Origin of the sequence: Burkholderia sp. BCC1999 (assembly GCF_905339975.1) — a bacterium.
Taxonomy (GTDB): Bacteria; Pseudomonadota; Gammaproteobacteria; order Burkholderiales; family Burkholderiaceae; genus Burkholderia.
Map to the genome: position 1 here is coordinate 121944 of NZ_CAJPHP010000017.1, position 15131 is coordinate 137074.

At 65.2% G+C, this 15131-nt stretch carries 13 protein-coding genes; 11 read left to right on the forward strand and 2 right to left on the reverse strand.

What is annotated here, in order from left to right; all coding sequences use genetic code 11:
- The first annotated feature begins 195 nt into the window (after positions 1–195).
- From edd to U5809_RS24135, 4 genes are all read left to right on the forward strand, one after another.
- A complete protein-coding gene (gene edd, locus U5809_RS24120; RefSeq protein WP_322088365.1) occupies positions 196–2052 on the forward strand; it encodes a phosphogluconate dehydratase in 1857 nt (618 codons plus the stop codon).
- A gap of 19 nt (positions 2053–2071) precedes the next feature.
- The gene (eda, locus tag U5809_RS24125; protein ID WP_069232184.1) at positions 2072–2698 is read left to right on the forward strand and encodes a bifunctional 4-hydroxy-2-oxoglutarate aldolase/2-dehydro-3-deoxy-phosphogluconate aldolase; all 627 of its coding nucleotides are present in this window, start codon (positions 2072–2074) and stop codon (positions 2696–2698) included.
- 219 nt (positions 2699–2917) lie between these two features.
- Positions 2918–4279 (forward strand): GntP family permease, encoded by a 1362-nt coding sequence (locus tag U5809_RS24130; protein ID WP_322088366.1) that lies wholly within the window; start codon positions 2918–2920, stop codon positions 4277–4279.
- A 13-nt stretch (positions 4280–4292) separates the two neighbouring features.
- Positions 4293–4796, forward strand: a complete 504-nt coding sequence (locus U5809_RS24135) for a gluconokinase (protein ID WP_282506685.1) — start codon at positions 4293–4295, stop codon at positions 4794–4796.
- A 73-nt stretch (positions 4797–4869) separates the two neighbouring features.
- On the opposite strand, the gene U5809_RS24140 is transcribed toward U5809_RS24135, so the two are convergent.
- On the reverse strand, positions 4870–5517 hold the full coding sequence (locus tag U5809_RS24140; protein ID WP_322088367.1) for a TetR/AcrR family transcriptional regulator: 648 nt from the start codon (positions 5515–5517) through the stop codon (positions 4870–4872).
- A gap of 589 nt (positions 5518–6106) precedes the next feature.
- Here U5809_RS24140 and U5809_RS24145 point away from each other — a divergent pair.
- Entirely contained in the window at positions 6107–7528 is a 1422-nt protein-coding gene (locus tag U5809_RS24145) for an FAD-dependent oxidoreductase (RefSeq protein WP_322088368.1), read from the forward strand.
- A gap of 85 nt (positions 7529–7613) precedes the next feature.
- Here U5809_RS24145 and purB read toward each other — a convergent pair whose 3' ends face one another.
- Positions 7614–9002 carry an adenylosuccinate lyase gene (gene purB / locus U5809_RS24150; protein ID WP_322088369.1) on the reverse strand — a complete coding sequence of 463 codons (1389 nt, stop codon included), beginning with the start codon at positions 9000–9002 and terminating at the stop codon, positions 7614–7616.
- Between the two features lie 230 nt (positions 9003–9232).
- Here purB and U5809_RS24155 point away from each other — a divergent pair, with 230 nt between their 5' ends.
- The 6 genes from U5809_RS24155 to U5809_RS24180 all read left to right on the forward strand — a co-directional run bounded on the left by U5809_RS24155 (position 9233) and on the right by U5809_RS24180 (position 15091).
- Entirely contained in the window at positions 9233–10186 is a 954-nt protein-coding gene (locus U5809_RS24155) for a LysR substrate-binding domain-containing protein (protein WP_322088370.1), read from the forward strand.
- A 281-nt stretch (positions 10187–10467) separates the two neighbouring features.
- A complete protein-coding gene (locus U5809_RS24160; protein ID WP_176050856.1) occupies positions 10468–11754 on the forward strand; it encodes a Glu/Leu/Phe/Val family dehydrogenase in 1287 nt (428 codons plus the stop codon).
- A gap of 219 nt (positions 11755–11973) precedes the next feature.
- Positions 11974–12867 (forward strand): glutamate/aspartate ABC transporter substrate-binding protein, encoded by an 894-nt coding sequence (locus U5809_RS24165; RefSeq protein ID WP_322088371.1) that lies wholly within the window; start codon positions 11974–11976, stop codon positions 12865–12867.
- Between the two features lie 84 nt (positions 12868–12951).
- Positions 12952–13692: an amino acid ABC transporter permease gene (locus tag U5809_RS24170; RefSeq protein ID WP_059236131.1), complete on the forward strand. Its 741-nt coding sequence runs from the start codon at positions 12952–12954 to the stop codon at positions 13690–13692.
- Positions 13692–14369, forward strand: a complete 678-nt coding sequence (gltK, locus tag U5809_RS24175) for a glutamate/aspartate ABC transporter permease GltK (protein WP_176050854.1) — start codon at positions 13692–13694, stop codon at positions 14367–14369. The genes U5809_RS24170 and gltK overlap by 1 nt, the downstream gene beginning before the upstream one ends.
- Entirely contained in the window at positions 14366–15091 is a 726-nt protein-coding gene (locus U5809_RS24180) for an amino acid ABC transporter ATP-binding protein (RefSeq protein WP_011350949.1), read from the forward strand. The genes gltK and U5809_RS24180 overlap by 4 nt, the downstream gene beginning before the upstream one ends.
- The last annotated feature ends 40 nt before the right edge of the window (positions 15092–15131 follow it).

Consider the following 15131-nt stretch of genomic DNA (forward strand, 5'->3'; position numbering starts at 1 on the left):
ATGCAACTACAGCAAGCGTGATTAGGGTTTTTACTAGGTAATGCCTTGCTGGTAGCGGGAATAAGGGTTGCGCGTTGCTCGATCCGCATTGCGTGCTTGTAGTTTTTCTACTAGACTGACTTCGTTCTGTCGACGCACTCGACCGTCCCCACGATTCCAACCGCCGGTGTCGGCCGGCATACAGGAGCGCCCAGCATGACGTCGCTGCACCCCACTCTGGCGAAGGTCACCGAACGCGTGATCGCCCGCAGCCAATCGACCCGTTCCGCCTATCTGCAGCGCATCGACGGCGCGCAGGGCAAGTTCCCGGCGCGCGGCGCGCTGTCGTGCGCGAACCTCGCGCACGGTTTCGCGGGCCTCGAGGGCAACGACAAGTTCTCGATCAAGGCGATCCGCGAGCCGAATATCGGCATCGTGTCCTCGTACAACGAGATGCTGTCCGCGCATGCGCCGTACAAGGATTTCCCCGAGATCATCAAGGCGGCCGCGCGCGAGAACGGCGGGGTCGCGCAGTTCGCGGGCGGCGTGCCGGCGATGTGCGACGGCGTCACGCAGGGCAACCCGGGGATGGAGCTGTCGCTGTTCTCGCGCGAGGCGATCGCGATGGGCACGGCGATCGCGCTCACGCACAACATGTTCGACGCGGCGCTCTGCCTCGGCATTTGCGACAAGATCGTGCCGGGCCTGCTGATCGGCGCGCTGCAGTTCGGCCACCTGCCGACGATCTTCGTGCCGGCCGGCCCGATGACGAGCGGCCTGTCGAACGACGACAAGGCGAAGATCCGCCAGCAGTTCGCGACCGGCCAGGTCGGCCGCGACGCGCTGCTCGAAGCCGAATCGGCCGCGTATCACGGCCACGGCACCTGCACGTTCTACGGCACCGCGAACAGCAACCAGATGCTGATGGAGCTGATGGGGCTGCACCTGCCGGGCTCGGCGTTCGTTCATCCGCACACGCCGTTGCGCACCGCGCTCACGGCCGAGGCCGCGCGCCGCGTGCTCGACCTGACCGTCGAGCGCGGCCACTACACGCCGATCGGCCATGTGATCGACGAGAAGGCGATCGTCAACGGGATCGTCGCGCTGCTCGCGACGGGCGGCTCGACCAACCACACGCTGCACCTCGTCGCGATCGCGCGCGCGGCCGGCATCCTGATCGACTGGAACGACTTCGACGAGCTGTCGGCCGTCGTGCCGCTGCTCGCGAAGATCTACCCGAACGGCAAGGCCGACGTGAACCACTTCCACGCGGCCGGCGGCGTCGCGTTCCTGGTGCGCAACCTGCTCGAAGGCGGGCTGCTGCACGAGGACGTGACGACGGTCGCCGGCAAGGGCCTGTCGCACTACACGAAGGAGCCGAAGCTGATCGACGGCAAGCTGACGTGGGTCGACGGCACGGCCGAGAGCCACGACACGAAGGTGCTGCGCGGCATTCGCGACCCGTTCCAGCCGGACGGCGGCCTGCGCCTGATGCAGGGCCGGCTCGGCCGCGGCGTGATCAAGATTTCGGCGGTCGCGCCCGAGCACCGCAAGGTGACGGCGCCCGCGATCGTGTTCGATTCGCAGGAAGCCGTGCAGGAAGCGTTCGATCGCGGCGAGCTGAAGCGCGATTTCGTCGCGGTCGTGCGCTTCCAGGGCGCGCGCGCGAACGGGATGCCCGAACTGCACCGTTTGACGCCGCTGCTCGGCGTGCTGCAGGATCAGGGCTTCCACGTCGCGCTGGTCACCGACGGCCGCATGTCGGGTGCGTCGGGCAAGGTGCCGGCCGTGATCCACGTATCGCCGGAAGCATTGCTGGCCGGCCCGCTCGGCAAGGTGAAGACGGGCGATATGCTCGTGATCGACGCGGAAGCCGGCGTGCTCGACATCGAGGTCGACGACGCCGAGTGGCACGCGCGCCCGGTCGCGCAGCCGCTGCATCAGGCCGAAAACGAGGTCGGTTTCGGGCGCGAACTGTTCGGCGTGTTCCGCACGGCCGCGGCACCGGCCGAGCAGGGCGCATCGGTTTTTGGCGCGCTGGTCGGCGAAACGGCCGTCCACGCCGCCGCATGAATTTCAAGGAGCCAATTCAATGAAGACGATTGCTGAAATCGTGAAGCTGGGCCCGGTCATTCCGGTGCTCGCATTCGACTCGGTCGAACAGGGCGAAAACGTGTCGCGTGCGTTGCACGCGGGCGGCGTGAAGGTGCTCGAGATCACGCTGCGCACGCCGGCCGGCCTGGAGGCGATCCAGCGCGCGAGCCAGCTCGCGGACGACATCGTCGTCGGCGTCGGCACGATCACGAAGCCCGAGCACTGCGCGCAGGCGAAGCGCGCGGGCGCGAAGTTCGGCGTGTCGCCGGGCCTGACGAAGGAACTGCACCTCGCGTCGCTCGACGCGGGCCTGCCGCTGCTGCCGGGCGTGATGACGCCGAGCGACATCATCCAGGCGCTCGAATTCGGCTACGAGATCGTGAAGTTCTTCCCCGCGCAGCAGGCGGGCGGCGTGCCGATGCTGCAGGCGTTCCACGGCCCGTTCCCGGCGCTGAAGTTCTGCCCGACCGGCGGCATCACGGTCGACACCGCGCCGAATTTCCTGAAACTGCCGAACGTCGTGTGCGTCGGCGGCTCGTGGCTCACGCCGAAGGCAGCGCTCGCCGCGCAGGACTGGGCCGAAGTCACGCGCCTCGCGCAAGCCGCGAGCCAGCTTCCCCGCTAATACTTGTATGAAATGAAGAATCGACCCTCGGGAGCAAGCGCTTAGTGCTTGTTTTACCGAGGGTTTTTGCTGATGGAACCGGTTCTATCCGCAGGCCGTAAAGATAAGTAAAATTCAGCGTCCTGACGGGGTGGGTACCCCCCGTGTTTCGGAGACCTGCATAGCCGGGCATACTCGCAACAACTCGCCCGGTTCGAACAATTCTAGGAGGAGTGCCACATGGGGGCTGTTCAAGGCAGCATGCTGCTCGTATTCACGCTGATCGCGATTGCCGCGCTGATCCTGATGATCGCGCGCTTCAAGATCTACCCGTTCCTGGTGCTGATCATCGTTTCGCTCGGCCTCGGTCTCGTCGTCGGCATGCCGATGGACAAGATCGTCAAGTCGTTCGAGGCGGGCACCGGCGGCACGCTCGGCCACATTGCGATCGTCGTCGGCCTCGGCACGATGCTCGGCAAGATGATGGCCGAATCGGGCGGCGCCGAACGGATCGCGACCACGCTGATCGACTGGTTCGGTGAAAAGAACATCCACTGGGCGATGATGTTCGTCGCGATCATCGTCGGCCTGCCGGTGTTCTTCGAAGTCGGCTTCGTGCTGCTGATCCCGATCGCGTTCAACGTTGCGAAGCGCACCGGCAAGTCGCTGCTCGTCGTCGGCCTGCCGATGGTGGCCGGCCTGTCCGTCGTGCACGGGCTGATCCCGCCGCACCCGGCCGCGCTGCTGGCCGTCCAGCAATACGGCGCCGATATCGGCAAGACGATCGCGTTCGGCCTGCTCGTCGGCGTGCCGACCGCGATCATCGCGGGCCCGCTGTTCGCGCTGACGATCTCGAAGTTCGTGAAGCTGCCGGAAAACAACCCGCTTGCCGCGCAATTCGTCGATTCGCGCACGGATGGCAGCAAGCGCGAACTGCCGAGCTTCGGCATCACGCTGTTTACGATCCTGCTGCCCGTCGCGCTGATGCTCGTCGGCAGCTGGGCCGACCTGCTGTTCACGCCGAAGTCGCTGCCGAACAACCTGCTGCGCTTCGCCGGCAACTCGGATGTCGCGCTGCTGATCGCCGTGCTCGTGAGCTTCTTCACGTTCGGCAAGCTGCAGGGCTTCAACCGCGACCAGATCCAGAGGTTCTGCAGCGAGTGCCTGGCACCGATCGCCGGGATCACGCTGATCGTCGGCGCGGGCGGCGGCTTCGGCGGCGTCCTGCGCGACAGCGGGATCTCGCAGCAGATCGTCGAGACCGCGAAGCACGCGCATCTGTCGCCGCTGCTGCTCGGCTGGTTCGTCGCGGCGCTGATGCGTCTCGCGACGGGTTCGGCGACGGTCGCGATGACGACGGCTTGCGGCATCGTCGCGCCGATCGCGGCGGCGGCCGGCACGACGGTCAGCCCGGAACTGCTGGTGCTCGCCACGGGCTCGGGCTCGCTGATCTTCTCGCACGTGAACGACGGCGGCTTCTGGCTGATCAAGGAATACTTCGGGATGACGGTCGGTCAGACGTTCAAGACCTGGTCGTTGCTCGAAACCATCATCTCGGTGCTTGGCCTGGGCTTCACGCTGCTGCTGAGCATGGTTCTGTAACAAGGGGTAGGTAATGATTCTGATCGCAATGGGCGTGTCGGGCGCGGGCAAGTCGCTGATTGGCGAAATGCTGGCGGAACGCCTGTCGTGCAGCTATACCGACGGCGACGCGTTTCACAGCGCGGCGAACAAGGAGAAGATGCATCACGGCATTCCGCTGACCGACGACGACCGCTGGCCGTGGCTGCGCACGATCCGCGAGGCCATCGAGGAAAAGCAGCGCGCGGGCGAGACGGCCGTGTTCACGTGCTCGTCGCTGAAGCGGTCGTACCGCGACGTGCTGCGCGGGTCCGACACCGACGTGCGGTTCGTGTATCTGAAGGGTTCGTTCGAGGTGTTGCACGAGCGCCTGAAGAGCCGCACCGGCCATTTCTTCGATCCGTCGCTGCTGAAAAGCCAGCTCGACACGCTCGAGGAGCCGGGCCCGGACGAAGCGATCGAGGTCAGCATCGAGCTGACGCCCGAACAGATCGTCGATCAGGTCATGCTGAAGATCGGCATCGCGCAGCAGCACTGAGCGCGGTTCGCGGCAATCGTCATGAACAAGGCGCCCTTCGGGGCGCCTTTTTCGTTGGTGGCCCGCGAGCCGGTCAGGCCGTGGGCGCCTGCTTCGCGATGCCGTCGAGCAGCACGTCGACCATCGTGTCGTGCACGGCCGCCGGATCGAGCTGCGCGTAGAGCGGGGCGGCCGACCTGACGAGCGGATGCTCGGTAGCCGACAGCGCTTCCATTTCCGCGAGCTCGACATCGTTCGCGGGCCGCGTAAGGCCTCCGGCCTCCGCGGCGGCAAGCCCGATCACGCTCGCATACCAGCCGACGCATACCGACGGCAGCGCCGCGCGCGGGATGCCGGCGTCGGCCAGCGCGCGATGCACGGCCTCGATATGCGCGAGATCGGCCGGCCCGGTGCTCATGTGGCGCTGCAGGAGTGCGAACGCGGCCGGGTAGCGCAGCGCGAGCGCGCGGTACTGGCGCGCGAGGTCGCGCAGCCGCTCGCGCCACGGCAGCGACGGGTCGACCGGCACGAGCGAGCGCGACAGCGCGTTCGCGATCGCGCGGCTCAGGCCTTCCTTCGACTTGAAGTGGTACAGCACGCTCATCGGGTCGCAGCCGACCGACTGCGCGAGCTTGCGTACGCTGAACGCGGCTTCGCCGACGTCTTCGAGCAGCGTGAGCGCGGCCGCGACGATGGCCTCCTTGTCGAGGCCGCGCGGGCCCTGGGCGGGTTTGTCTTTCATCGATCCGGGCTGGCGTGCCGGTGCGGTACCGGCTGTAAACTTGACGAAAGCTTATTCTACACTGTAGAATTATTTCTGCGGTGTAGAAATTGGGTGTCCCGGCACCTTTCAATACGTGCTTTCGCACAGTCCGGGATTCAGGCGGCACGAGCGTGCCCGCCGTCAACACGGGCCATCGCGCCCCTTTATCTCGTTGACACCCATGTGGAACCGGCTGCCCCACCCGCGAAGCCAGAAGGCTCTTCGACAGGCGGCCTGGGGCCTGCTCACGCTAATAACGGGCTTGCGCTGGCCACCAGAAGGGCCGAGCGCAAGGACTGCGACGAAGCGAATACTCGACGTATTCGCAAGGAGCATGACGCAGCGATCGGCCCTTCTGGTGGCCAGCCCCACGAATGATTTTTTCAAACAGGGGAACGTGCCTTGCCGGCCGTATTGCGGCGTCGATCGTTGCTTGTCCCCCAAGGGGACTTCCTTCGGGGCGTTTGGCAAGGCCAAACGGCGCTCCTCACTCCTAGCACTCCGGCCGGCAAGGCACGTTCGCAAGCCCGTTATTAGCGTGAGCAGGCCCCACCATGCAAGTGCAATCATGACTTTCAATAACCAACCCCTGATCCAGGGCGAATCGCGTTTCGAACAAACGCAACTGAACATCGAAAAAGACAACTGGAACTGGTGCGACCCGGCTCGCTACGACGATGAGCGCCCGGCCAACTGGTACGAGGCGTCGTTATCGCGCCATGAAAACACCGCGCCACTCGCGCACGATGCCGTGTGCGACGTGCTGGTGATCGGCGCGGGGCTGCTCGGCGCATCGGCCGCGCTGCATCTCGCGGAAGCGGGCGTCGATACCATCCTCGTCGACAAGCATCACGTCGGCTCGGCCGCGTCCGGCCGCAACGGCGGGCAATTGACGCCCGGCCTTGCGCGCTGGGAAGCGGCCGACATGATCGACCACCTGTCGCACGACGACGCGAAACGGCTGTGGCGCTTCGCATCGACCGAGTCGATGGACCTGATCGATGCGATCGGCGCACGTTACGCGCTCGAACTCGACCGCAAGCGCGGCCACATCACGGCGGCCGTTCACCCGGGCCACATGAGCGCGCTGCTCGATGGCGCGGATGCGCGCCGCCATCTCGGCGACGCAGGCGTGACGCTCGTCGGCCGCCACCAGTTGCATGACGACTACGTGCGCTCGGGGCTGTACCACGGCGCGGCGATCGATGCGATCGGCGGGCAGATCCATCCGCTCGCACTGGTGCGCGGCCTCGTGCACGGTTTTCGGTTGAACGGCGGCGCGCTGTTCGAGGGCACCGAGGTGCTCGAGCTCGACGAGACGCCCGCGGGCGTCGTCGCGACGACGCCGGGCGGCACCATCACCGCACGCAAGGGGGGCGTGCTCGCGCTGCACAACACGACGTTCCGGCTGCTCGACGACGGCGCGGCGACCACGGTGCCGTTCTTCACGTACGTGAGCGTGACGGCGCCACTCGACGTCGATGTCGCGACGCTGATGCCGGCCGGCATGCCCGTGTACGACACGCAGTTCCAGATCGACTACTACCGGCCGGTGCGCGGCAACCGCCTGCTGTTCGGCGGGCAGGGCACCGGCACCTGCTGGGCGCAGCCCGACGTCAACGCGTATCTGCTGACGCGGCTGAATACGGTGTTCCCGCAGGTCGACGGCAGCTTCGCGCTCGACTACTGCTGGAGCGGCGTCAGCGATTTCACGCTGAACGGCGCCACCGACAGCCGCAAGACCGACGGCCGCGTGCCGATGTACATGGTGCAGGGCTGGAGCGGCCATGGCGTCGCGCAGACGGTGCGGATCGGCAAGGCGATCTGCGACAATTTCGTCGGCCGCAACGACGATTTCTCGATGCTCACGGGTATCGATCACCGTGCGATTCCGCTCGGCCGGCAGTTGTCGCCGATCGCGATCCCTGCCGCGAAGGCCGCGATGAGCGTGATGAGCGCGCTCAACCCGGGGCGGATGATTTCGTTCTGACCTTCCGGCCGCAGGCGAACCGCCAATGAAAAAGCCCGATGCGATTGCTCGCATCGGGCTTATTTTCGTCCGGCGACGGCGGTGCTTACGCGATCCGCTTCGCGAGTTCGACGGCCTTGCCGATGTACGACGCGGGCGTCATCGCGAGCAGAAGATCCTTCGCGTCCTGCGGGATCGCGAGCGTGCCGACGAATTCCTGCAGCGCTTCGCGCGTGATGCCCTTGCCGCGCGTCAGTTCCTTCAGCTGCTCGTACGGGTTCTCGATGCCGTAGCGGCGCATCACCGTCTGCACCGGCTCGGCCAGCACTTCCCAGCAGTTGTCGAGATCTTCGTTCAGGCGCTGCGGGTTCACTTCGAGCTTGTCGAGGCCGCGGATCAGCGAGTCGTACGCGAGCAGCGAGTAGCCGAGCGCGACGCCCATGTTGCGCAGCACGGTCGAGTCGGTCAGGTCGCGCTGCCAGCGCGACACCGGCAGTTTGTCGGCGAGGTGGCGCAGCGTCGCGTTCGCCAGGCCGAGGTTGCCTTCCGAGTTTTCGAAGTCGATCGGGTTGACCTTGTGCGGCATCGTCGACGAGCCGATTTCGCCGGCCTTCGTCTTCTGCTTGAAGTAGCCGACCGAGATGTAGCCCCACACGTCGCGGTCGAGGTCGAGCAGGATCGTGTTCGCGCGCGCCACGGCGTCGAACAGCTCGGCCATGTAGTCGTGCGGCTCGATCTGGATCGTGTACGGGTTGAACGTGAGCTTCAGGCGGGTTTCGATCACGTCGCGCGAGAACGCTTCCCAGTCGAATTCCGGATACGCGGACAGGTGAGCGTTGAAGTTGCCGACCGCGCCGTTCATCTTGCCGAGGATCTCGACCTTCTCGATGCGGTTGATCGCACGGGCGAGACGCGCGGCGACGTTCGCGAGTTCCTTGCCGAGCGTCGTCGGGCTGGCCGGCTGGCCGTGCGTGCGCGACAGCATCGGCTGCTCGGCGTGCGCGTGCGCGAGTGCGACGAGGCGCTGGTAGACGGTGCGCAGCGCCGGCAGGATCACGTGTTCGCGCGCGCCGGCGAGCATCATCCCGTGCGACGTGTTGTTGATGTCCTCGGACGTGCACGCGAAGTGGATGAATTCGCTGGCCTTCTCGAGTTCGGCCTGGCCCTTCACCGATTCCTTCAGCCAGTATTCGACGGCCTTCACGTCGTGGTTCGTCACGCGCTCGATTTCCTTGATGCGGGCGGCGTCGTGCGCGGTGAAGCGCTCGGCGAGCTGCAGCAGGAACTGCTCGGACGCATCGGAGAAGCGCGGGACTTCCGCGAAGCCGGCGCGCGACAGCGCGATCAGCCAGTGCACCTCGACGGTGACGCGGTGGCGCATGAAGGCGGCTTCGGAGAGCCAGTCGCGCAGCGCTTCGGTCTTGCTGGCGTAGCGGCCGTCGATGGGCGAGAGCGCGGTGAGGGCGAAAAGCGTATCGGGACGAGTGTCGGACATGATCGGGCGGGCCTTGGGGCCGGGTCGAGCGGGGGAGGAGAATCCGGCATTTTACCATTGGCGCGCGACGATCCCGGGTATGGGAGGGCGGCGGCCGCCGCCGCGTGCCGACGTCACGCCGGCGCGGGTTCGCAGCGGGCTTGCAGGGCCGTGCGCGACGCCGCCGGCCGGGCCCGCCCGCCGGTAGAATGCAGGCTTCTTCCCGACTGCCGCCCGCCGCGCCCGCCTGCATGGAACTGAAATGGCTCGAAGACTTCGTCTCGCTCGCGGAAACGCGCAGCTTTAGCCGGTCCGCAGAACTGCGGCACGTGTCGCAGCCGGCGTTCTCGCGGCGGATTCAGGCACTGGAGGCATGGCTCGCGACCGAACTGATCGATCGTTCGGTCTATCCGACGCGGCTCACGCAGGCCGGCCAGATCTTCTACGAGCAGGCGCTGACGATGCTGTCGCAGGCGCACGAGGCGCGCACGCTGCTGCGCGGCCACGTCGGCGCGCCGGTGCCGACGATCGAGTTCGCGGTGCCGCACACGCTGTCGCTCACGTATTTCCCGCGCTGGCTGCAGCGGATCGAGGCGAAGATGGGCCAGGTCCACACGCGGCTGCGCGCGCTGAACGTGCACGACGCGGTGCTGTCGCTCGTCGAGGGCGGCTGCGATCTCGTGATGGGCTACCACCACCCGAGTCATCCGGTCGCGCTCGACCCGGCGCGCTACGACATGCTGATCCTCGGCAGCGAGCCGATCAGCCCGTTCTCGGCGCCCGGCCGCGCGGGCCGGCCACGCTATACGCTGCCGGGTGCGGCCGACGCGCGCGTGCCGTACCTGTCGTATACGCCGAACGCGTATCTCGGCCGGATGACCGAAGTCATCGTCGCGAACGCGCCGACGCGGCTGTTCCTCGATCGCGTCTATGAAACCGACATGGCCGAAGGGCTGAAGGCGATGGCGCTCGCGGGCCATGGCGTCGCGTTCCTGCCGCACAGCGCGGTCGAGGATGCGGTCGCGGGCGGTCGCCTGATCCGGCTCGACCGGTCGGTGCGCGGCGGTGCGCATCCGTTCACGCTGACGATGGAGATCCGGCTGTACTGCGACAAGCTCGCGCTGCAGGGCGACGATCCGCGCCAGAAGCTCGTGCGCGCGCTGTGGGACGTCGTGCGCGACGAGCTGCGCGATCCGACAAATTAACCGCCGGCGGTTAATTTTCCGCAGCCGGTCGGGCACGGCCGGCTGACGGCGCGCTTGCGCTGCCTGTCGGACGGCTGTCCGGCGGCCGGCCCACACGCATTCCATTCGATTTTTCAGCGACGCGATGCACGGCCGATCGCGGGCGTTCTTGCGCAAATCGACCGCAGATTTGCGAAAAATCGCGATCATGCAAGAAACGCATAATCGAATAAGCAAACGGCATTGGATAAAAAAAACGGGTTTTTCGACAATGTGCGCACCTGTTGACCGTTGGAGCATCCATGTCTTCGCAATTGCAGTCCATCCCGTCCTACCTGCACGCCGACGATCTCGGCCCGTGGGGCAACTACCTTCAGCAAGTCGATCGCGTCGCGCCGTACCTCGGCTCGCTGTCGCGCTGGCTCGAGACGCTGAAGCGTCCGAAGCGCATCCTGATCGTCGACTGCCCGATCGAGCTCGACAACGGCACCGTCGCGCACTTCGAAGGCTATCGCGTGCAGCACAACGTGTCGCGCGGCCCGGGCAAGGGCGGCGTGCGCTACCACCAGGACGTGACGCTGTCGGAAGTGATGGCGCTGTCCGCATGGATGTCGGTCAAGAACGCGGCCGTGAACGTGCCGTACGGCGGCGCGAAGGGCGGTATCCGCGTCGACCCGCGCAAGCTGTCGCGTGGTGAGCTCGAGCGCGTGACGCGCCGCTACACCAGCGAAATCGGCATCATCATCGGCCCGAACACCGACATTCCGGCGCCGGACGTCAACACCAACGAACAGGTGATGGCGTGGATGATGGACACCTACTCGATGAACCAGGGCCAGACGTCGACCGGCGTCGTGACCGGCAAGCCGATCGCGCTCGGCGGTTCGCTCGGCCGCAAGGAAGCAACGGGCCGCGGCGTGTTCGTCGTCGGTTCGGAAGCGGCGAAGAAGAAGGGCCTCGAAATCGCAGGCGCGCGCATCGCGGTGCAAGGCTTCGGCAACGTCGGCGGCATCGCGGCGAAGCTGTTCCAGGAAGCGGGCGCGAAGGTGATCGCGGTGCAGGATCACACGGGCACGATCTACCAGCCGGCCGGCCTCGATTCGAACAAGCTGCTCGACCACGTCGCACGCACGGGCGGCGTCGCGGGCTTCGAAGGCTCGGAGCCGATGCCGAACGACGAGTTCTGGACGGTCGAGACGGACATCCTGATCCCGGCGGCACTGGAAAACCAGATCACCGAGAAGAATGCAGCGAAGATCCGCACGAAGATCATCGTCGAAGGCGCGAACGGCCCGACGACGACGGCAGCGGACGACATCCTGAGCGCAAACGGCGTGCTCGTGATCCCCGACGTGATCGCGAACGCAGGTGGCGTGACCGTGTCGTACTTCGAGTGGGTGCAGGATTTCTCGAGCTTCTTCTGGACGGAAGACGAGATCAACCACCGTCTCGAGCGCGTAATGCGCGAAGCGTTCGCCGGCGTGTGGGCGGTCGCGGAAGAGCACAAGGTGACGGTGCGTACGGCGGCGTTCATCGTCGCGTGCAAGCGCATCCTGATGGCGCGCGAAATGCGTGGCCTCTACCCCTGATCGTTGACTATGATCAATTCATGACGCAATCCACCCGATTGCGGAAATGAACCCTCGCGGGCGGTGCCGGATCCGGCATCGCCCGCGCGCGCATTCGGGGCGCCCGAAGCCGGGAGGAAGGCTTCGTACAGGGCGATTCGTAGTGCGGTAAATAACCAGTACTTTCAAAAATATTACTTTGATACACTGGCGCGGGTTTTAGCCAAGGAGATGACCAAAATGAAATACCACAAGGCAGTCCTGATGGTCGCGGCGCTCTGCGCGTTCGCAAGCGGCGCGCATGCTCAGGAGACGGGCACGCTGAAGAAGATCAAGGACACGGGCGTGATCGCGCTGGGCCATCGCGAATCGTCGATTCCGTTCTCCTACTACGACCAGAACCAGCAGGTGGTTGGCTATTCGCGTGAATTCCAGCTGAAGGTGGTCGACGCGGTGAAGAAGAAGCTGAACCTGCCGAACCTGCAGGTGAAGAACATCCCGATCACGTCGCAGAACCGCATTCCGCTGGTGCAGAACGGCACGGTCGACATCGAGTGCGGCTCGACGACCAACAACGTCGAGCGCCAGCAGCAGGCGGCGTTCTCCGACACGATCTTCGTGATCGGCACGCGCCTGATGACGAAGAAGGATTCGGGCGTCAAGGATTTCGCCGACCTGAAGGGCAAGACGGTCGTGACGACCGCCGGCACGACGTCGGAGCGCCTGCTGCGCAAGATGAACAACGAGAAGCAGCTGGGCATGAACATCATCAGCGCGAAGGATCACGGCGATTCCTTCAACACGCTGGAATCGGGCCGCGCGGTCGCGTTCATGATGGATGACGCGCTGCTCGCGGGCGAGCGCGCGAAGGCGAAGCAGCCGGGCGAGTGGGTGATCGTCGGCACGCCGCAATCGGAAGAAGCGTACGGCTGCATGATGCGCAAGGGCGACGCCGACTTCAAGAAGGTCGTCGACGACGCGATCTCGCAAGTCGAGAAGTCGGGCGAAGCCGCGAAGATCTACGCGAAGTGGTTCGAGAACCCGATTCCGCCGAAGGGGCTGAACCTGAACTTCCCGCTGTCCGATTCGATGAAGAAGCTGTACGCGAACCCGAACGACAAGGCGCTCGACTGACCACACGGTCGTTGATGCAGAAATGACGCTAATGAGACGGAAGAGGCCACGCTTCTTCCGTCTCTTTTTGCTGGAGTCTTGCCCATGTCTTACCACTGGAACTGGGGCATCTTCCTGAGCCCCGTGTCGACCGGCGAGCCGACGACTTATTTCGGATGGCTGATGTCCGGCTTCTGGGTGACGATCGAAGTGTCGCTCGTCGCCTGGGTCATCGCGCTGATCGTCGGATCGCTGTTCGGCGTGCTGCGCACGGTGCCGAACAAATGGCTGTCCGCGCTCGGCACCCTGTACGTGTCGATCTTCCGGAACATCCCGCTGATCGTGCAGTTCTTCGTCTGGTATCTCGTGATACCCGAGCTGCTGCCCGCATCGATCGGCACCTGGATCAAGCAGCTGCCGCCCACCACGCAGTTCTTTACCGCGTCGATCATCTGTCTCGGCCTGTTCACGGGCGCGCGCGTGTGCGAACAGGTGCGCTCGGGGATCAACGCGCTGCCGAAGGGCCAGCGCGCGGCCGGCCTCGCGATGGGCTTCACGCAATGGCAGACGTATCGCTACGTGCTGCTGCCCGTTGCGTACCGGATCATCGTGCCGCCGCTCACGTCGGAATTCCTGAACATCTTCAAGAACTCCGCCGTCGCGTCGACGATCGGCCTGCTCGACCTGTCCGCGCAGGCGCGCCAGCTCGTCGACTACACCGCGCAGACGTATGAATCGTTCATCGCGGTCACGCTTGCGTACGTGATCATCAACCTCGTCGTGATGTCGTTCATGCGCTGGATCGAAGGCCGCACGCGGCTGCCCGGCTATATCGGAGGCAAGTGATGCATCAGTTCGACTGGAGTAGTATTCCCGGCGCGCTGCCGACGCTGTGGACGGGGGCGGTCGTCACGTTCCAGATCACGCTGATCGCGATCGTGGTCGGGATCGTCTGGGGCACGCTGCTGGCGCTGATGCGGCTGTCGGGCGTCAAGCCGCTCGCGTGGTTCGCGCAGGGCTACGTGACGGTGTTCCGCTCGATTCCGCTCGTGATGGTGCTGCTGTGGTTCTTCCTGATCGTGCCGCAGCTGCTGCAGGGCGTGCTCGGGCTGTCGCCGACGATCGACATCCGCCTCGCGTCGGCGATGGTCGCGTTCTCGTTGTTCGAAGCCGCGTATTATTCCGAGATCATCCGTGCCGGCATCCAGGCGGTGCCGCGCGGGCAGGTGAACGCCGCGTTCGCGCTCGGCATGAACTACGCGCAGGCGATGCGCCTCGTGATCCTGCCGCAGGCGTTCCGCGCGATGGTGCCGCTGCTGCTCACGCAGGCGATCGTCCTGTTCCAGGATACGTCGCTCGTGTACGTGATCAGTCTCGCGGACTTCTTCCGCACGGCGGCCAACATCGGCGATCGCGACGGCACGACCGTCGAGATGGTCCTGTTCGCCGGCGCATGTTATTTCGTGATTTGCACGTTGGCGTCTGCACTCGTCAAGGGTCTCCAGAAAAAGGTCACAAGATGATTTCCATCAAGAACGTTTCGAAGTGGTACGGCCAGTTTCAGGTCCTCACCGACTGCACGACCGAGGTCAAGAAAGGCGAAGTGGTCGTCGTGTGCGGCCCGTCGGGCTCGGGCAAGTCGACGCTGATCAAGACCGTGAACGGCCTCGAGCCGTTTCAGCAGGGCGAGATCCTCGTGAACGGCCAGTCGGTCGGCGACAAGAAGACGAACCTGTCGAAGCTGCGCTCGAAGGTCGGGATGGTGTTCCAGCATTTCGAGCTGTTCCCGCACCTGTCGATCACCGAGAACCTGACGCTCGCGCAAGTCAAGGTGCTCGGCCGCGGCAAGGACGAGGCGAACGAGAAGGGCATGAAGCTGCTCGATCGAGTCGGCCTGAAGGCGCATGCGCACAAGTTCCCGGGCCAGTTGTCGGGCGGCCAGCAGCAGCGTGTCGCAATCGCGCGTGCGCTGTCGATGGATCCGATCGCGATGCTGTTCGACGAGCCGACGTCCGCGCTCGATCCCGAGATGATCAACGAAGTGCTCGACGTGATGGTCGAACTCGCGCAGGAAGGGATGACGATGATGGTCGTCACGCACGAGATGGGCTTCGCGAAGAAGGTCGCGCATCGCGTGATCTTCATGGACAAGGGCGCAATCGTCGAGGACGACCGCAAGGACGATTTCTTCTCGAATCCGAAATCGGAACGCGCGAAGGACTTCCTCGCGAAGATCCTGCACTGAGCGTTCGCGCGCTTCACGCGCGTCGATGCAAAAACCGCCC